The organism is Ligilactobacillus sp. LYQ135, assembly GCF_053711055.1.
Genome location: NZ_JBSJYT010000012.1, coordinates 21,388 through 39,650, shown reverse-complemented (window position 1 = coordinate 39,650; position 18,263 = coordinate 21,388). Strand labels below are relative to the sequence as shown.

Annotated in this window: 17 protein-coding genes; 6 read left to right on the top strand and 11 right to left on the bottom strand. The window is 32.6% G+C overall.

Going from position 1 to position 18,263, the window contains the following annotated elements:
- Window positions 1–351 precede the first annotated feature (351 nt).
- On the top strand, window positions 352–798 hold the full coding sequence (locus ACWCL1_RS08555) for a GtrA family protein (RefSeq protein ID WP_454546493.1): 447 nt from the start codon (window positions 352–354) through the stop codon (window positions 796–798).
- A 42-nt stretch (window positions 799–840) separates the two neighbouring features.
- On the opposite strand, the gene ACWCL1_RS08550 is transcribed toward ACWCL1_RS08555, so the two are convergent.
- The 4 genes from ACWCL1_RS08550 to ACWCL1_RS08535 form a co-directional block, all read right to left on the bottom strand.
- Complete coding sequence (locus ACWCL1_RS08550; protein ID WP_454546492.1) at window positions 841–1,422, bottom strand: metal-dependent hydrolase; 582 nt, start codon at window positions 1,420–1,422, stop codon at window positions 841–843.
- 61 nt (window positions 1,423–1,483) lie between these two features.
- On the bottom strand, window positions 1,484–4,552 hold the full coding sequence (locus tag ACWCL1_RS08545; protein WP_454546491.1) for an SbcC/MukB-like Walker B domain-containing protein: 3,069 nt from the start codon (window positions 4,550–4,552) through the stop codon (window positions 1,484–1,486).
- A complete protein-coding gene (locus ACWCL1_RS08540) occupies window positions 4,549–5,682 on the bottom strand; it encodes an exonuclease SbcCD subunit D (protein ID WP_454546490.1) in 1,134 nt (377 codons plus the stop codon). The genes ACWCL1_RS08545 and ACWCL1_RS08540 overlap by 4 nt, the downstream gene beginning before the upstream one ends.
- A 136-nt stretch (window positions 5,683–5,818) precedes the next feature.
- A complete protein-coding gene (locus tag ACWCL1_RS08535) occupies window positions 5,819–6,997 on the bottom strand; it encodes an acetate/propionate family kinase (protein ID WP_454546489.1) in 1,179 nt (392 codons plus the stop codon).
- Between the two features lie 348 nt (window positions 6,998–7,345).
- Between ACWCL1_RS08535 and apf (ACWCL1_RS08530) the strand changes: the two genes are divergently transcribed.
- Window positions 7,346–8,014, top strand: coding sequence for an aggregation-promoting factor (gene apf, locus ACWCL1_RS08530; RefSeq protein WP_454546488.1), 669 nt, complete (start codon window positions 7,346–7,348; stop codon window positions 8,012–8,014).
- Between the two features lie 502 nt (window positions 8,015–8,516).
- Here the strand turns inward: apf (ACWCL1_RS08530) and ACWCL1_RS08525 are convergent.
- The 4 genes from ACWCL1_RS08525 to ACWCL1_RS08510 all read right to left on the bottom strand — a co-directional run bounded on the left by ACWCL1_RS08525 (window position 8,517) and on the right by ACWCL1_RS08510 (window position 11,432).
- Entirely contained in the window at window positions 8,517–8,756 is a 240-nt protein-coding gene (locus ACWCL1_RS08525) for a cytochrome b5 domain-containing protein (protein WP_454546487.1), read from the bottom strand.
- Window positions 8,757–8,819: 63 nt separating this feature from the next.
- Window positions 8,820–9,302, bottom strand: a complete 483-nt coding sequence (locus ACWCL1_RS08520) for a nucleoside 2-deoxyribosyltransferase (protein ID WP_454546486.1) — start codon at window positions 9,300–9,302, stop codon at window positions 8,820–8,822.
- Between the two features lie 396 nt (window positions 9,303–9,698).
- A complete protein-coding gene (apf, locus tag ACWCL1_RS08515) occupies window positions 9,699–10,343 on the bottom strand; it encodes an aggregation-promoting factor (protein ID WP_454546485.1) in 645 nt (214 codons plus the stop codon).
- Window positions 10,344–10,727: 384 nt separating this feature from the next.
- On the bottom strand, window positions 10,728–11,432 hold the full coding sequence (locus ACWCL1_RS08510; protein ID WP_454546484.1) for a TVP38/TMEM64 family protein: 705 nt from the start codon (window positions 11,430–11,432) through the stop codon (window positions 10,728–10,730).
- Window positions 11,433–11,575: 143 nt separating this feature from the next.
- Between ACWCL1_RS08510 and ACWCL1_RS08505 the strand changes: the two genes are divergently transcribed.
- The 4 genes from ACWCL1_RS08505 (at window position 11,576) to ACWCL1_RS08490 (ending at window position 14,840) form a co-directional block, all read left to right on the top strand.
- Window positions 11,576–12,088 (top strand): TetR/AcrR family transcriptional regulator, encoded by a 513-nt coding sequence (locus ACWCL1_RS08505; RefSeq protein ID WP_454546483.1) that lies wholly within the window; start codon window positions 11,576–11,578, stop codon window positions 12,086–12,088.
- A gap of 2 nt (window positions 12,089–12,090) precedes the next feature.
- Window positions 12,091–13,149 (top strand): ABC transporter permease, encoded by a 1,059-nt coding sequence (locus ACWCL1_RS08500; RefSeq protein ID WP_454546482.1) that lies wholly within the window; start codon window positions 12,091–12,093, stop codon window positions 13,147–13,149.
- Between the two features lie 14 nt (window positions 13,150–13,163).
- Window positions 13,164–13,838 (top strand): ABC transporter ATP-binding protein, encoded by a 675-nt coding sequence (locus ACWCL1_RS08495; RefSeq protein WP_454546481.1) that lies wholly within the window; start codon window positions 13,164–13,166, stop codon window positions 13,836–13,838.
- A gap of 72 nt (window positions 13,839–13,910) precedes the next feature.
- Window positions 13,911–14,840, top strand: a complete 930-nt coding sequence (locus ACWCL1_RS08490) for a magnesium transporter CorA family protein (protein ID WP_454546480.1) — start codon at window positions 13,911–13,913, stop codon at window positions 14,838–14,840.
- A gap of 246 nt (window positions 14,841–15,086) precedes the next feature.
- Here ACWCL1_RS08490 and ACWCL1_RS08485 read toward each other — a convergent pair whose 3' ends face one another.
- The 3 genes from ACWCL1_RS08485 to ACWCL1_RS08475 all read right to left on the bottom strand — a co-directional run bounded on the left by ACWCL1_RS08485 (window position 15,087) and on the right by ACWCL1_RS08475 (window position 18,010).
- Window positions 15,087–15,347 carry a hypothetical protein gene (locus tag ACWCL1_RS08485; protein ID WP_454546479.1) on the bottom strand — a complete coding sequence of 87 codons (261 nt, stop codon included), beginning with the start codon at window positions 15,345–15,347 and terminating at the stop codon, window positions 15,087–15,089.
- A 97-nt stretch (window positions 15,348–15,444) separates the two neighbouring features.
- Window positions 15,445–16,680, bottom strand: a complete 1,236-nt coding sequence (gene codA / locus ACWCL1_RS08480) for a cytosine deaminase (protein ID WP_454546478.1) — start codon at window positions 16,678–16,680, stop codon at window positions 15,445–15,447.
- A gap of 1 nt (window position 16,681) precedes the next feature.
- Window positions 16,682–18,010, bottom strand: coding sequence for a cytosine permease (locus ACWCL1_RS08475; protein WP_454546496.1), 1,329 nt, complete (start codon window positions 18,008–18,010; stop codon window positions 16,682–16,684).
- Window positions 18,011–18,263: the final 253 nt, after the last annotated feature.

Here is an 18,263-nt window from a genome sequence, read left to right as displayed (position 1 = left end):
TTAAAAAGTTTTGTGACTCATTTACTAGCGAATTGACTTCGCAAATATGTTTGCATTTCATTTTCATGAATTGCCCTGCACATTTGTTTATCGAAACGTTATTCAGTTTTCAAAGATCTACTTATATATTCATTTGCCAAATGACAACTTTTATATAATATCAAAAAGTCATCATCTTTGTCAACACCTTTTTAAAATTTAAATTTTTATTAAGTGGTATCAACAACATTTATTACTATACCGATTATCTTGATATTCGTCAAGAACTTTTTTGCATAAAATTGACTCTTTTTTATTATTTTCCTATACTTATTTGATGAATTAATTTTTTACATAAAAGAGGAATTGTTAATGACAAAAAATAAAAAAGGCAAAATCATCGATTCTACAATGATTAAATTCGTTATCGTTGGTGCTATCAACACACTAGTTGGAATCGGCGCAATGTTCCTTACGCTTCGCATTTTAAAAACTCTCAATGCACCCAAAACTGTTAGTTATTGGGGATCAGCAGCAGCTAACATTATTATTGGAAGTATTGTTAGTTACTTATTAAATAAACACTTTACTTTCCAAAGTAATACTAAAAGTAAAGACGATATGGTTAAATTCATCATCAACATTGGAATTTGTTACTTAATTGCTTATGGAATTGCTCAACCAATTAGTAATAAAATTTTTAGTGATGCATCAGAACAAATGCTCAATATTGTTTCATTATTGTCTGGTGCAGTCTTATTTACAATTATTAATTACTTTGGACAACGTTTCTGGGTATTTAAGGAAGACAAAAAATAAACTAATACCCAAAAAAGCTTTCATCAGTTGATGAAAGCTTTTTTATTTTAAAGGAAGTAAATGCTGAATTTTATCAAATTGATTTTGAATGCTTAAAATCCAATCGGCATGCACTACTTGATTTAAATGACCAATCCAGTAAAGACGAATTTCGATTAACAGTAAACATAGTGTAAACCCTAAAATCAAGTATTCACCAATTCCTCCAGTCGTATAATAAATTAATTTCGGATGTTTTCGCCGCTTTTTACGTGGCCATAGCCAGTAAATTCCATCTTTTGAAAACGAATCTTCAATCAAATGAGCTAAAAAACCAAAGAGCAACCAAAAGGTCATATTTGCTCCTGGACTGGCAAAATAGTGAAATTGAATAAAAGTACAAATCACAAAGGCAATTATCACTCCTATTAAAGAATGCGTTCCACCTCGATGACCTAATGTTTTATTCGTAATTCCACTTGCAATTTTATTTCTTTTCCCTAAAAAGGAACTTGGATGATCAATATCTGGAAGTAAGCTCCCGATCCCTAACACACACACATTTAATGCACTTACTTCATTTGTCGCTGCCATTAAGGGAAGTCCAACTGCCATCGTTAAGGTTAAGTGCGTTTGATATTTCATGTTAATTCCTCATAAATTAAGTTAATGCAGCAATTGTATGCTCATTTTTACCAAAATTCAACTAGTGACGGTATTTTAAAGTACTAATTCCATCATGGGAAATCACATTAATTTGATCCGGAATTTGCACGTGTAATTCTTGAACGTGACTAATAATTCCAATCATTCGATTCTTACTTTCAATTGTTCTCAAAGTTTCAAGCGCAGTTTCAAGTGCATCTTGATCTAAAGAACCAAATCCTTCATCAATAAAGAGAGTTTCAATTTGTGCTCCACCGTTTTGTTGTTGAATCACTTCACCAAGTGCCAAAGCCAAGGCAAGCGCTGCAATAAAACTTTCTCCTCCTGATAAGGTCCGAACACTGCGCGTTTCACCAGCTTCATCATCATAAATGTCAATTCCTAAACCAGTTTGACTGGCAACATTGCGTTCTGCCGTTTGTTGCAATTCAAATGAATACCGTCCATCTGTTAATTTTTCTAAAATTTGAGTTGCAACCATCAGCACCTCTTTAAAGTATTCTCGTAAAACATACCGTTCCAAGCCAAGCTTGTTTGTACTTGTACCACCACTAATGATTTGGGCCAATTCAAGTAAACTGTCAACTTTGCGTTGTTTATCCTGTTGTCTTTGCCACAATTCTTGTACGTTTTGAATAATTTGCCGATTATTTTCCAATTTATTTTGTAAAATTCCCTTATTAGTTTGCAAAATATTCAGTTTTTGTTGTGCCTTCGCAAGTTCTTCTTCAGTTTGCTTTAAGTTCGGTTTAACTTGATTTGCAACCTTCACTTGTAACTGTTCAAGTTGCGTTTGATTTGTATGCACTTTTTTTTCATAATTTTCTACTTGGAAACGTAAATTTTTTAACGTATCAATTTGAGAAACGAGCTGCATAAACTCACTTTGAGTAGTTTCGTTCTCATCTAAAATAGTCTTAAACCGGTGCGTTTGGTCATCAACTGTTGTCTTTAATGTTTCGATTTCCTCTTCGAGTTGTTTTTGTTGAGCAACCTGCGCTGAAATTTGTTCTTTGTTTTTTTGTAAGTCACGTTGATACTTTGTCAGTTTATCTTTGTATTCACTTACTTGTTTTTGTAATCGTTTAATTTCTTTTTCTAAATCAGTTTGATCTTTAAACTCAGCTGGAAGTTGTTCTTTCAAAGTTTTCAACTTAGCTTGAATTTGAACTTCTGCTTGTTTTTGCTGTTGAAAGTCTTGTTGCAAATGTTCAAATTCAGAACGATCTTTTTCAAGTTGGCCATAAATCGTTTCCTTTTCTGCACTTAAGGCTTCTTTTCTTTGCTGATTAGCTTTAATTTCGTCATGCTCTTTTTTCAATTTATTGTAAAGAGTCTGAAGTTGCTGGCTTAACTCATTCAAATCAACAGTTAAATCCACCAAATTAAATTTAGATCCTTCCTCAACTAGTTTTGCGTGAATTTCACTGAATTGTTGCTGAATCATTTTTTGACGTTCATTGATTTTAGCCAATTGTTGTTGAACTTTGATTTGCTGAGCTTGTGCTGCTTGGACTTGCTCTTCAGTTACCACACGTGTGCTTTTTTCAATTACTTTGGGATGCACCGTTGAACCACACAATGGACATGGTTTTCCATCTTCTAGTTTACTTGCATAGTACTCTAATTGATTGAGTGTAAAAATTTGTTCGATTTCTTTAAATTTTTCAGTTTGTTGAGCTACAATTTTTTGCTGCTCAGTTTGTTGCTTAGCAAATTTCATTAATTGTTGCTGTTTTTCTATTAATTCATTCACTTGCGTTTGCATTTTTTGAATCGAATCACTTTGTTGCACAAGGTGATCATCATTTGGAATAACGATTTGTTCAACTTGTTGCTTAATTTGTACTAATCTTTTTTCCTTATCCTGTAATGTTGATTTTTGAGTTTGAATTTTTGAGTTTCTAGCTTGATTTGCCTTTATTTCTGTTTGTAATTTTTGTTGTAAATGTGCAACTTGAACATACAAAGGAAGTTTAGCTTGATAGTTTTGTAATTTTTGCGTCAAAGTTTCAATTTCTTCGGACTGATTTTCAAGCTCGGTTACCTTTTTCTGGTTTTCATCCTTTGTTTTTTGTAAAGTTTGCAAACTTGCTTTGTTTTGCATTAACTGTTTGTTTTGAACAGTTAATTGTTGGGTGTTTTGCTCAACATTATCAGCTAAAACGACATGTCTTTGAGCCCATTCTAACTTTTCAATTTGCATTCTTTGCTGATCCATTTGAGTCTTTTGAGCATTCAAAACTTCATTTTGAATTTTAAGTTTCTCCAGTTGGTCTAATGCTTCGGTTAAATGCTTTTCACTTTCACGCTTTTTTTGCAAATATTCAGCTGTTTGAGTTTGAACATTTAATTTTTGCATCGTTTCATTAAATTCATTTTGAACTTTAGCGATTACTTGAGTAGCACTTTCAATCCAATCAGCGGGAGATTTAAATTCAGGCTGGACTTCATCAAAAGTAAAAGTTTGCATCAATGTTGCTAAATTGGACTTAATTTCTTGATTTTCCGCTTGTAAATTCCGTGTACTTGTTTTAATTTTTTCTGTCCATTTTTCAAAAATTTCAGTTCCAAAAACTTGTCGTAAAACTTTTTCTTTTTCAGCACTATCAGCAGATAAAAATTTACGAAATTGCTGTTGTGGTAATAGCACAATTTGAGTAAATTGTTGTGCATTTAAATGAAGTAATTCTTCAATAAAGTTATCAATGTCTTTTTTACGACTTAAAACTTGTAAGCTCCCATCTATATCATGATACTCAAGTTGATTTTTAGCTTGGTGAGTAGATTGACCACCTTTTTTATTAGTATATGTGTAAGCTGGTTCACGCTTAATTTTATATTTTTTACCTTGATGTACAAATTCCAACGTAACACTCGTTTTATCACTTCCCACCGCGAACAAGGAGCGCATTTGACTAGCACTACGTTCATGGCCAGAAGTTTCACCAAAAAGTGCAAAGCACAAACCATCAAAAATCGTAGTCTTGCCACTTCCGGTTTTCCCACTAATTAAAAACAAAGGAACATTGTTAAACTGTTCGAAATCGACTGTTTGATTTTTATAAGGTCCAAAATTTTGAAGCGTTAATTTTAATGGTCTCATCATAATTCTCCGTTCTTTTCAATTTCAGTTAACGTTTTTTGGGCGAATTCTAATTGTTCATCTGATAAAGAATTCCCCGTTGCGTCATGGAAAAATTTTTTCATTAAATCAAGTGGTGCTAATTTGCGAATTTGAACTTGATGTTCTTGTTGAGTTTTTTGCCGTCCATTTTTACGCTTAAAGCTAATAATTTTAGGATAATACTCTCGCAAGCGATTCATTACATTAGGTATAATTTCTTGATCCGTTAATTCAACTGCTACAAAATCATCATCACTAACTTGATGATAATTTTGCGGATCAATTAAATTTTCAAAGCAATCTTCTAAAATTACAATGTCATTTTTAGGAGTAACTGGATACCATTGGGCCATTTGATCACTTGGTTTATCAGTATCTACAATCCAAAAACCTTTTTCATCATGGGCTTCACTTACAGAAAATTTTGTTAGTGAACCACTATATTTAATATGTTCATGGTGAATTGCATTTTTATTATGCAAGTGTCCTAATGCCACATAATCAAATGGTGCAAGTAAATCGAGCGGAACTGGATCTAAACCACCAACTTCTACTTGCGTTTCTGAATCCCGATGTGTACTTCCAGCCGCAAAAAAATGAGCCACTAACACATGCTGTTTATTTGCATCAAAATTAACCATCATCTGCTTGACAATCAATTTTAATGCGTCCGTCATTGTATGAATGGATGGATCTTTAAAGTAATCACGTGCAAGTGCTAATTCAAAGTATGGCAACAAGAAAAATTGAGTATCTTTATTTTCAATTGGCTCAAAAGCATCTTTTAATTGCGTATTAATAATGAAGTTATTATATTTAAACCACTTTGCACCAATATTTAACCGTACTGCAGAATCATGATTTCCATTGATTGCATAAATTGGCAAATGATGTTTCAAATTTAAATTGGTTGTCATTTGACCAAGTAATTTAACTGCTTCTTCACTTGGAACAGTTCGATCATATAAATCCCCTGCAATTACAATCGCATCAACCTTTTCTTGTACCGCAATGGTTTCTAACTGTTCAAAAGCATCTTTTTGTTCTGCTATCAATGAAAAATCGTGCAATTTTTTTCCAATATGCCAATCGGCAGTATGTAAAAATTTCATCCTGATCCTCCTTTAACTTGTAAAAATTTTATCCTGATTCCCTTCAAACATTTGTTCTTATTTTATCACGAAAAAAGGTTTCAACATAAAGTTGCAACCTTTTTGATGAATTATTTAACTGTTTTCCTTAACTTTATTACAGCACACTTTTAATTTGACGTACCATTGCTAATTCTTCATTAGTAGGAATCATCAATGTCTTAATCTTAGAACCATTTGGTGAAATAATACCTTCTTTATTAATTTGATTCTTTTGTTCATCAACTTCAATTCCTAAGCATTCAAGTTTGTGCAACAAATCATAACGTAAATCAATTTGGTGTTCGCCAATTCCGCCTGCAACTACAATTGCATCAATTCCATTAAGTTCTGTAAAGTATCCGCCAACATACTTAACAACCCGATTAATAAAAATTTCGCGTGCTAAGCTTGCACGTTCATCATTTTGAACCCACTTCGCTTCAATGTCTCGCATATCTGAACTAAAACCTGAAATCCCTAAAATTCCTGATTTATCATTTAATAGGTTCATTACATCTTCAACTGTTTTTCGTTCTTTTTCCATTAAAAACGGAATAATCGCAGGATCAACATCCCCACTGCGAGTTCCCATTGTTACTCCTGGAAGCGGAGTGAATCCCATTGAACTGTCAAAAGCTTTTCCTTCCTTAATTGCAGCTACTGAAGCACCACTTCCTAAATGAAGCGTAATTAATTTTAATTCATCTAATGGACGATCTAAAATCTCAGCAGCACGTTGACTTAAGTATCCATGACTAATTCCATGTTCACCATAACGGCGAAGGCCATATTTTTCTGTAAGTTCATATGGCAAACTATAGATTGCGTTCATTTCTGGCATATCTGTAAAGAAGACACTATCAAAAACTACATACTGCGCAACATTTGGTAAAATCTTTTGCATCAATTCAATATAACGCGCTTCATTTGGATTATGTAATGGAGCAAAGTCTTTTAATGCTTTAATTTCAGCTAATACTTCAGGAGTAATCTTTGTTGCCTTTGTAAATTTTCGCCCCCCCGCAACTACTCGATGACCAACAGTTGAGATTTCATTCAATGAAGCAATTTTTAATTCTTGGATCTTTTTCAAGATCAATCTTACAGCTGATTCATAACCTAAATCAGGTTCATTTGACTGTAATTTTTCTCCATTATATTTAATTGTAATCATTGCTTTAGGTGTGTTAATCCGCTCTACTTCGCCTTCTGCAATAACTTTTTCATCCGCTAAAGTAAAAACTTTCCATTTAACTGATGAACTTCCCGCATTCAATAATAAAATTTTTGACATCGCAATTTCCTCCCGTAATTTTCTGTTGTCATTTTTGTAAATTATAACAGTTTTTTGTCACATTCGGCGATAAAAAACTGCGAAATTCAAAATTAATTCGCACGATTTTGCACTTTTTTCAAAAAAAATGCACTTTTTTATAAAAAAATAAAAAGTTGATATACCAATCATTTTTGCTATTTTATTACAAACATCCACTATTTTGTAACAATTAGTAACAATAGTGCTACAGCGTTGTTATATTTTGGCTATATACTATATAACTGTTAAATCGATAGGACATCGGTTTTGAATGTAAAGTAGATAGTAAAAATACACAAGAGAAATTATTTAGGAGTGAACTTATTTATGAAGATGAAAAAGGTTTTAGTTTCAGCTGCCGCATTAACAGGTACAGTTGCAGGTGCTACTGCAGTTGCAAATGCTGATACAATCACAGTTAAGTCAGGTGACACTGTTTCTGAAATTGCTCAAAAGTACAATACAACAGTAAACACAATCCAACAACTTAACAACCTTGACAACCCAGACTTGATTTTTGTTGGTGAACAATTAAAAGTTAACGAAAACAACGAAGCTCAAGCTGCTACAACTTCACAAACAACTACACCAGCTGCTACAACAGCTACACAAAATACACAAACACAAGAAGCTTCAACACAAAATACACAAACACAAGAAGCTTCAACACAAAATACACAAACACAAGAAGCTTCAACACAAAACACACAATCACAAAGTGCTTCAAACACACAAACAGCTTCTTCAAGCAACTACACAAGCAACGTTTCAGGTAGCGATGCAGAAGCTAAAGCATGGATCGCACAACGCGAATCAAGCAACAACTACAACGCTCGTAATGGTCAATATGTTGGTAAATACCAATTAAGTGCTTCATATTTAAACGGTGACTACTCACCAGCTAACCAAGAACGTGTTGCTGACGCTTACGTTCAACAACGTTATGGTTCATGGTCAAATGCTCAAGCATTCTGGTTGGCAAACGGCTGGTACTAAGATAAAAAATAATAAGTTAAAGGAATTGCAAGTTGCAATTCCTTTTTTATTCTTAAAAAGAGGCTGTGACGTAAGTCCAGCCTCTTTTTCTATATCCGCATAATCGTGCTCCAAAACAAACGGGCATGCCTATAAGTTCAAAAATCTCCGAATCTTTACTGCGTGATTCGTTCGGATTTTTCCTTACAGCATACCCGTTTCTAGTGTTTTGTCACAACTTCTTTATTTTGAGCATGTCTGTCAATATTAAAGTTTATTGTTGAAAAATGTTATCAATTTTTCGCTTTCTTGAGTAACATATGATTCTTTTCAATATGTTTCAATGTGAGTTGAACAACTCCTTATCATTTGCTCCTGTAGCTTTATCAAAAACTACTTTTGTCATGTAATAAGTATCCGCATCTTCACTTGAAATCATTAAAATATTCATCAATGATGAACAAGTTTTTTATGTAATTTCAAAAAAAGATTGCGATATAATCAATCACAATCTTTTTATATCTTATTTAACTAATTTGCCAACTTGAGTTAACTTATCTAAAACTTTGGAACCATGTGGTGATTTATTTAATAATGCATCAGTTACGTCAGTTCCAGCTACATTTCCATGGTGTTCGCCACCAGCCCAAGCCTTTACATCAGTTACATCATATACTTTTCCTTCAACAGCAACGTAGGCCTTATGCCCATTTTTACCATCATATTTTTTAAGTTCATCTAAAGTAAATTCTTTTTCTGCCATTTCTAACACCTCTTTTACTCTATCAGTATACCTAAAATGTCAAAAAATTACTTATTTAAACTTTTAGTATACTTCACCTTCATAAGTTCCGCTTGTTACATGGCGGAAATCAAATGATGCCAAGTCTTGCATTCGAATAATTCGCGTAACACCAATTGCCACCATTAAATTCAATGGTTCATTGGCATCATCTGGAATGACCATTACAGCTTGTTTGCCTAAAGCACGTAAATAGCCCATTTCATAAGCAACACCATCATCAATTTGAGCAGGATTATATAACATAATTCCAATATCTGCACCCATCATTCCTTCAACATCAGAAACATAAGTCCGATTTTGCCATTCAACATCATACGTTAATTCAGGATGTTCATTCACATCTAATCCCTTATATTGATGATCCAATGGGAAATGTGAAAATTGACGTGAAACAGTTGGATTTTGTTCAATTGCCTCTAATCCTGCTTCTAACTGTTCACGTTGTTCTGGGGTAAACCAGCTACATGCAATGTATGCTTTTACTGGACTTGGTTCATTTGACATAATCATTCTCCATTCTATTTAATTCACGCTAGCCTGTTATCAAATATTCGATAAACAAATAAATTCCAGCGCCGATACTGAAGATTCCTAGAATTGTAATAATAATTCTGGATACAATGGCGTCACGATCGCGCATTCCAAACGAATTGTAAATCATTAAAAACCCAACTAAGATCAATAATAAAATTACTAATATAATTGAAAGTTTCATTTGTCGACACCACCTAATTCCCTCTACCTTTTAATAGTATCTTACATCGCCAATGAATTCCATCTTTTTTTACTACAAGGTGTGAAAAAAGCACTAAAAAAAGACCACAAATAATTGCGGTCTTTGGGTTTAAGAAGGATCTAATTTTGGATATATTAAATTAAGATATGGGAATTTAGTTTATTTTAGTACCAACCATTTGCTTCCCAGTGAGCTTGAGCATTTGCCCATGAACCATAACGTTGTTGAACATAATTATCAGCAACTTTTTCTTGGTTTGCTTCTGAATAGTCACCATTTAAGTATGATGCACTTAATTGATACTTACCAACATATTGACCATTACGAGCGTTGTAGTTGTTACCTGATTCACGTTGGGCAATCCATGCTTTAGCAGCAGCTTCACTCCCTGAAACATTGCTTGTGTAGTTAGTTGTTGAAGCAGTGTTTGTTGAAGTTGTTGCTGGTTGAGCATTTTGTGTTGTTGAAGCACTTGTATTATTTGATGCTTGCACTGCTTGCGTAGCAGGTTGTGCTTGTTGAGTTGTTTGTGCAGCTTGAGTATTTGCTGTATTTACAGTTGTAGCAACTTGTTGTGCACCATTATTTTCTTCATTTACTTTCAATTGTTCACCCACATAAATCATGTTTGGGTTAGCAATGCTATTTAAATTTTGGATTGCTGAAACTGTTGTATTGTAATCATTTGCGATTTTTGATAGAGTATCTCCACTTTTTACTGTCACTGTATCGGCGTTTACTGCTGCAGCACCAACTGTAGTAACACCTAACGCTGTTGCAACTGTCAATAAAAACTTTTTGATTCTCATAAATAAAATTCACTCCTATAAAATTAATTCTTATCTATTCTTACTAACAACTTGTTTCCTAATCGAAACAACAGTATACAGTATAAGGAATTTTTGTAACAAACAAATAGCAAGATAATTACTATTTGCGCTGTTTTTGTAATAATTATTTTTTGTTTGTAATTTTTGGTAATAAACTTTAGAAAATAAATTTTATATACATTTAATTAGCCCTATGATGCTCTAAATAAGCTCAATTGCCTTAATTATGACAAAATTTCACACTTTCCCCCAAAAATAGGCATCTTTTTACTGGAAATTTTTTTAAATAATCAAAAAAAAACGTGAAAAAAATGTAATTAGACTTTTTTTCACGTTCATTTTGGTTAGTTTGTAATTTGGTTGTTACATTTCAGCTTCTTTTGAATGCTTCTTTTGAGCAAATTTGTGATAAATTTTGATCAATCCTACAAAAATCAAGATGATTAATACAATTGTGATAATCACTCTTAAAGTATTTCCCTTGAAAACTGCATCCCCACCAAATGCATATAAAAGTGATGTTGGTAAGGTTCCAATTGCAATACATCCAATTAATTTTCCTGTATTCATTTTTAGTTTTACTGCCATATAACTAGTAAAACTTGATGGAATAAATGGAATTGCATATCCTAAAATGATTGCTAATGCTGGATTTTTAAAGCGTTTAAAAGATTCCATTTGCTTTTTAAAGTTACGTGACTTCTTAATGAAATTAAAATGAGCTAATAAGTAAACTACAGTTAAATTACCAACGATATACCCACATAAATTCATTAAAATTCCAGCCCAAGGACCATATAATACCCCATTAAAAATACATACAACTGCCACCGGTGCTCCTGGAATTGCTGTTAAAACAGCTGTCAAAATAATCAATAAACACGCATCTTTTAATCCATGATGTCTAAATGCTTGTTTTAAATACATTCGATCAGCTCGAGGATTAAAAAGTTGCTTGATTTGTGGTAAATAATCTCGAATAATCAAACAAAGAATGCCCGCTGCAAAAATAATTCCGATGGTTACTAAACTATATAGTAAAATTTTTCGCTTCGTTTCTTTTTTCATTTTCTATCCTTTATATTGTACTTTTATATGTCCATCATATCATTTAATCAGTGTAAAAAACAGGTCAATTTTGTTGACACCGTGTCACTTTAATCATAAAATCATAATAAAAGTGACACGGTGTCACAGAAAGGAGGAACATAATGCCAACACAAACTTTTATAAATTTAAGTGCTGATAAACAAGAACGAATCCAAACTGCCTTACTTAACGAATTTTCACGCTATCCTTTAAGTAATGCCCAAGTTGCTCGTATTGTTAATGAAGCACACATTGCACGCGGAGCATTTTACAAATACTTTGAAGATTTAAATGATGCTTATCAATATCTTTTTCAAATTGCATTAGATGCAGTTCATGATGATTTATCTACTGCAAATTATCATGACCCACAATTTTTAATTGAAAAAATGCAACAATTTGTCTCTAAAACGCACCGAAGTCACTATTTTGAACTATTTAAAATGCATTTCAAAACAAATGAAACTTTAGTTCCGTCACCAATTCAAACCTCAACTTCTAGTATGACGGCTAAAACTTGGATGATCTTTACGCTTAGTCATGAAACTTTGCGGTTGATTTTCCTTGATGAGAAAAACCAGGAATTATACTTAAAGCGTTTCGCAGAAGCACTTAATCTAATTAAGAAGGGATAATTATGTTTTTAGCACTTAAAGAAATTAAACACGAAAAACTTAGATATGGACTTGTAATTTCCATGGTTGTTTTAATTAGTTACTTAATTTTTATTTTAACTAGTTTAGCTCAAGGACTTTCAAGTCAAAATACTGCGGCAATTGATACTTGGAATGTTAATCAAATCATTTTAAATAAAGATTCTAATGTTAGTATGCGGCAATCTTTTATTACTAAACAACAGGCCAATGATTTAAAGCAAGGCAAAAATGATGCTTTAATTGGTCAAGCTAATGTCGTAGTTAAACATAAAGGAAGCGAAAATGTGACCGCTACTTATATTGGAATTAAACCAAGTCAATTTATCTACAAAAACATGAAGTTAACTAAAGGACATATGCCCAAAAATGACCATCAAGTTGTTGTTGATTCATCCTTTAAAAATGATGGCTATCACCTTGGTCAAAAAATTCAGTTAAATTCAATTTTACAAAAATATGAAATCGTTGGTTTTACTAATAATGCTAAAATCAATATCTCACCAATTGTTTACGGAAACTTATCTGGATGGAATGAGATTAGTAATTTAAATCCTAACTTTATTGGGAGTGCATTAGTTACGAAAAATCATCACTATAAAGTCAAAAATTCAGAGTTAAAAGCATATTCAACTAGTGATTTTATTGAAAACTTGCCTGGATATACTGCTCAAAATACTACATTTGAATTTATGATTGGCTTTTTAATGATAATTTCATTAATTGTAATTGCAATCTTCCTTTATATTATTACTAACCAAAAATTACCAAATTATGCTGTTTTACGTGCACAAGGAATTCCAGCTAAAACATTGGCTTTAAATACAATTTCACAATCATTAATTTTAGTAATTAGCGGTATTTTAATTAGTGCACTTCTTACATGGTTAACTAGTATCTTTATTCCAGCAAGTGTCCCAATGACATTTAACATTCCAATGTTAACTGCAGTTGGATTAGGATTAACGGTAACTTCAATCCTAGGATCAATTTTACCAATTTGGACTATCTTGAAGATCGATCCTATTCAAGTCATCGGATAGAGAGGAGTTTTTATATGACAACACTTTCATTAAAAAATGTAAGTAAAGTTTTTGGTTCAGGAACTGCTAAAGTCAATGCACTTACAGATGTTAATTTTGAAGCAAATAAAGGTAAATTAGTTTTAATTTTAGGCCCTTCTGGATCAGGGAAAAGTACATTTTTGACTATTGCTGGTAGTTTACAAAGTCCTACAAGTGGCACAGTTTCAATTAATGATAAAGACGTGCATCAATTAAGCAATAAAGAACGTGAAAAATTGCGTTTGAATCAATTAGGGTTTGTCTTACAAGCTTATAATTTAGTTCCTTATTTAACTGTTAAAGAACAATTTGAACTAGTTGATAAAGTTAAAAAGAATGGCAACATGTCAAAAGAAGAGCTTGATGAGTTACTTAAAAAATTAGGAGTTGCGAATTTAATTAATAAATATCCTGATCAATTATCAGGTGGCCAAAGTCAACGTGTTGCCATTGCACGCGCTTTATATCCTAAACCTGAAATCATCTTAGCTGATGAACCAACTGCAGCACTTGACTCTGCTCACGTTGATGAAGTTGGTAGTTTACTTGAAAACTTAGCTCATACACAAAATAAAGCTGTCATTGTTGTAACACATGATTTGCGTTTAAAAAAACATGCCGACTCGATTTATAACATCATTGATGGAAAAATTAGTAAGGAAAAATAATGCTTCTTCATTCTGTTTCGTTTTTTTGATACAATAGTAAAGATATTTAACAACGAAGCAGAGGTGAAGACATTGATTCGACACGAAGACTTACCAGAATTAACACAAACAGACTTTAGATGGCTTGATGTGGTTGATATTGATGAGGCTGATATTCGTGAGTTAAAAAAATCATTTAACTTAACGCCTGAAATCACATCATATATTTCCGACTTAAATGAACGTCCGCACTATGATTATGATGAGCATACCGACAGTCACTTGCTAGTTTATGATGTTCCGTTATGGCCTAATGTCGAGATCAATCATTTCACTACGCGTCCGATTGTTTTTTTGATTCATGAATCAACCGTATTTTCTTTTCATACTAATAAAACTAATTATGTTTTTGATCAGTTTGAAAATTCTGATATGCATAACCGGTTAAAAAATGTAAAAGATATTACTGAGTTTGTTATGTTGTTTTTATTTCATTCAACGCAATATTTTCAACGGGCACTAACGCAAATTAATACTGAAAGAAATCAGCTAGATCGTGCATTAAATAGTGAAATTGCCAATCGTGATTTACGTGAGCTTGCTCAAATTGAAAAAAGTTTAGTATATCTTTCTACAAGTATCAGTACTAATTTAATGATGCTTCAAGAATTAGATAAAACTCCTTTAGCAAAGAAATTTACTCCAGCTGCAATGGAAAGACTCGATGATATTTTAATTGAATCTAACCAATCATCTCAGATGGTAAAAATTTCAAATGAAGTTACCGGAATGCTTTCAAAAACATCAAATAATATTTTGAATAATAACTTGAACGATACCATGAAATTCTTAACGGTTTGGTCATTATTACTTACAATTCCAACCATTATCACTGGATTTTTTGGGATGAATGTCAATCTTCCATTGATGAATAATCACTGGGCATGGTTAATTATCATTGTTTTAAACATTGCCTTTATGATTTGGCTGTTTATTTATATGAAGAAACATCATTTTATTTAAAAAAAGTGGCACAATTCATTTGATTTTGAATTGTGTCACTTTTTGCTTTTAAATTTCCCAGTAAAATTCTGAATTTGAATCTTGAGTACATTCAATGAATTTATCAAATAATGGAAGTGTGTACTGAACTTTACCATATTATCTTTTAGAAGTTAGCGCAAACAAAAAAGCATCTACAGAATTGGATTATTTTCTATTAATTCTTCTTTTCCAAATAAAGATTCAATTGATTAAGAGTTATCCATATTATGCATCTTCTTTCAGCTGATCTAACATTCGTTCAATCCATTTTTGCCATTCTTTACTATAAATTGCAGTTGTATTATGTGCCATTGCTTCATTGTAATAATGACCCTTTTCATCAATTAGGGCGAGACTTTCTTGAAGATCTTCAATTTGCTTTTCGACTTCAAGGCATTGTTGCTGCATTAGCTCTAACCGTTCAGGAACTATTTGCATCCCTTCTGCACATAAGTCAACATAATGTTTAATATCACGTAAATGCATCCCAGTATCTTTTTAGCATTGAATTGCACTTAATCGCTTCCACTCAGTTATTTACCTTAACCATACAACCTAGAGTATACTCTAAGACAAGTAAATTTTAAAAATTAAGAGTTATTTTTTTAGGAACTGTTTCTACAATGACTTTCCCATTCCGAATAGAATATAAAACTTCGCGATGTTCATTTAAAACATCATAGAAATTATTTCCATTTAAAATAATGCAGTTTGCAACCTTTCCTTCTTCAATTCCATAATGATCGGTTACATTGAGGGTTTTAGCTGCATTGGTTGTTACAAATTGATATGAATTTACAATGTCTTGATATCCCATTATATGTCCTACAACTAGTCCCATGTAAACTGAATCTAGCATGTTACCATTTCCCATCGGATACCATGGATCTTTCAAATCATCTTCACCAAATGAAACGTTAATGCCTGCATCGCGTAATTCTTTAACACGAGTCATTCCTCTGCGCTTAGGATAAGTATCAAATCTACCACCTAAATGAGTGTTAACCAACGGATTAGCTACAAAATTCAAATGAGCCATTTTTAACAGTTTAAATAACTTAAAGCAATAAGCATCATTATATGATCCCATTGCAGTTGTGTGACTAGCTGTAATTTGGCTTCCCATTCCCGTTTCGTAAGCTAAGGTAGCCAATGTTTCTAAGCCGCGTGCTTGGGGATCGTCAATTTCATCACAATGAACATCTACCAAAAGATCATTTTTCTCAGCTAAATCAACGATAAATTTTAATGATTCAACCCCATATTCACGTGTAAACTCATAGTGAGGAATTCCTCCAATTACATCTACTCCCATTTTAACTGCTTCTTGCATTAATTCTTTACCATGTGGAAATGACAAAACACCTTCTTGAGGAAATGCGACTAACTGAAGTTCAACAACATCTTGCATTTCTTCTTTAACTTCTAACAATGCCTTTAAAGCAGTTAAATTAGGATCAGTTACATCAACGTGACTGCGTACAAACTGAATTCCGTTTGAAACTTGTTTTCTTAATGCAATCTTGGCACGTGATTTAACATCTGCAATTGATAAATCTTTTTTACGTTCTGCCCAAATATTAATTCCTTCAAACAAAGTTCCACTTTCATTCCATTGAGGTTGTCCCGCTGTTTGAGTCGCATCTAAATGGACATGTGAATCAATATATGGTGGTAACACTAAGTTTCCATTTCCAGCAATCACTTTTTCATTTTCATAAGGAATTAAGTTTGATTTAATTTCAAGAAATTTACCATCTTGAATGCGAATGTCAGTTAATTGATCTTGATTAGGTAATTTAACTTCTTTTAGTAACATTTTATTTCTCCTTTAAAATCATCTTTTGAACACCATAGTAAACAATTGCCGTAAGCAGCATTACAATAAAGGTGGCACCCGTATAATTTGCAATAAATTCAACTTTAGATAATAAATTGTAAACAATAATTGCCATGATCCAAATTATAAATGCAGTGATATTAAAACCACCTTGATACCAGTATTTTCCACGTGAAACAGTCAGTTGAGGCACATCATATTTGCGATGATGTAGTAAGTAAAAGTCCGTTATCATAATACTAATCATTGGTCCTAAAATCATTCCGATATAATTTAAAAATGCTTCAAAAGTATCTAAGAAACTTCCTACAAGCAATGGAATAAAGGTTACAATCGTTGCTAAAATCGTTACTATCCAAAGAGCTGGTTTTAATTTAACTTTATGAAAAATATTATTAACTGCTGAAGCAGCTGCCATCAAATTAGCTGCATTTGCTGTTGTACTTGTTAAAACAATCACAATCATTGCAATTACCCCTAAACCTAACTTATTGGCAATCGTACTTGGATCAGAATTATTAGGGTCAAAACTTCCTGAAGTAATTGCAATACTAATTGTTGAAACTACCCCAATCAAAGCAAACCAAAGAACTCCAATCAATGCTCCCCAAAACGGTGCATGCGTAGCCGTTTTTTTCTTGGAAGTAAAGCGAGTAAAATCAGCCCCCGCAGTTACCCACGCTAAGTTAAAAGCTGCTAAAATATCCATTGCATTTCCTGCACTTAGCCTTTCTGCTTTAGGTACTACCCACTTAACTAATTGATCAAATGAAACTGTTTTGAAAACGACAATTGACTCCCAAATTACAAAACCAATTACAAAAATAATTCCAACTCTTTCAATTAATTGCACTGAACGTTCTCCCATTGAAACGCTTATCAAGTGCAAAATACTCATTACTAAAATTCCTACAACTACACCTAACCAGCCAGTATTATTAGTTGCATCATAAATTTTCCAACCAAATAAATCATGGAAAATAATGCTTAATGAAGTTGCAGCAATAAATGTATTTACAGCAGTCCAGCCAATAAATTGAATCATATTAATCAATGAGGGAATATAACTTCCACGCACTCCAAATGAGCTTCGGGTTAATGCCATCGTACTAATTCCAGTCGCATAACCCATAAAACCAACTAAAGATAAGAGTAAATACGAAAAAACTGAAGATGTAACTAACACTTTAGTTGCTAAAATTAATCCACAAGCTGCAATCACACCACCAATATACCACGTTCCGTTATTCGCATTAGCTCCAACCCATGTCGCAAACATATCCCAAAATGACATATGCCGGTTTTTCATTTCAATTTGTTCTACTGGGTAAGTTTTTTTCGCCTTCACAATTCCACCTCTTACACAATAAAAAGCCCAAACTGCATCCATTTGAATCCAGTTTGGGCCTACTTATATACTATTTGCCAATTTTGAAACTCAAAATGAATGCTCTCTGACACTCTTTATTTTGATAATTATTTTAATTGTTTTTGACATCTTTAATATGTCGAAATGAAACTTCATTCAGTTTCTAATATAAAAGTATATCATTTAACAATAT

What these genes read in the sequence shown, in the direction of transcription:
- ACWCL1_RS08555 (WP_454546493.1), top strand. Translation starts at nt 352, where the DNA reads ATGACAAAAAATAAAAAAGGCAAAATCATCGATTCTACAATGATTAAA.
- ACWCL1_RS08550 (WP_454546492.1), bottom strand. Translation starts at nt 1,422, where the DNA reads ATGAAATATCAAACGCACTTAACCTTAACGATGGCAGTTGGACTTCCC.
- ACWCL1_RS08545 (WP_454546491.1), bottom strand. Translation starts at nt 4,552, where the DNA reads ATGATGAGACCATTAAAATTAACGCTTCAAAATTTTGGACCTTATAAA.
- ACWCL1_RS08540 (WP_454546490.1), bottom strand. Translation starts at nt 5,682, where the DNA reads ATGAAATTTTTACATACTGCCGATTGGCATATTGGAAAAAAATTGCAC.
- ACWCL1_RS08535 (WP_454546489.1), bottom strand. Translation starts at nt 6,997, where the DNA reads ATGTCAAAAATTTTATTATTGAATGCGGGAAGTTCATCAGTTAAATGG.
- apf (WP_454546488.1), top strand. Translation starts at nt 7,346, where the DNA reads ATGAAGATGAAAAAGGTTTTAGTTTCAGCTGCCGCATTAACAGGTACA.
- ACWCL1_RS08525 (WP_454546487.1), bottom strand. Translation starts at nt 8,756, where the DNA reads ATGGCAGAAAAAGAATTTACTTTAGATGAACTTAAAAAATATGATGGT.
- ACWCL1_RS08520 (WP_454546486.1), bottom strand. Translation starts at nt 9,302, where the DNA reads ATGTCAAATGAACCAAGTCCAGTAAAAGCATACATTGCATGTAGCTGG.
- apf (WP_454546485.1), bottom strand. Translation starts at nt 10,343, where the DNA reads ATGAGAATCAAAAAGTTTTTATTGACAGTTGCAACAGCGTTAGGTGTT.
- ACWCL1_RS08510 (WP_454546484.1), bottom strand. Translation starts at nt 11,432, where the DNA reads ATGAAAAAAGAAACGAAGCGAAAAATTTTACTATATAGTTTAGTAACC.
- ACWCL1_RS08505 (WP_454546483.1), top strand. Translation starts at nt 11,576, where the DNA reads ATGCCAACACAAACTTTTATAAATTTAAGTGCTGATAAACAAGAACGA.
- ACWCL1_RS08500 (WP_454546482.1), top strand. Translation starts at nt 12,091, where the DNA reads ATGTTTTTAGCACTTAAAGAAATTAAACACGAAAAACTTAGATATGGA.
- ACWCL1_RS08495 (WP_454546481.1), top strand. Translation starts at nt 13,164, where the DNA reads ATGACAACACTTTCATTAAAAAATGTAAGTAAAGTTTTTGGTTCAGGA.
- ACWCL1_RS08485 (WP_454546479.1), bottom strand. Translation starts at nt 15,347, where the DNA reads ATGCATTTACGTGATATTAAACATTATGTTGACTTATGTGCAGAAGGG.
- codA (WP_454546478.1), bottom strand. Translation starts at nt 16,680, where the DNA reads ATGTTACTAAAAGAAGTTAAATTACCTAATCAAGATCAATTAACTGAC.
- ACWCL1_RS08475 (WP_454546496.1), bottom strand. Translation starts at nt 18,010, where the DNA reads ATGAAAAACCGGCATATGTCATTTTGGGATATGTTTGCGACATGGGTT.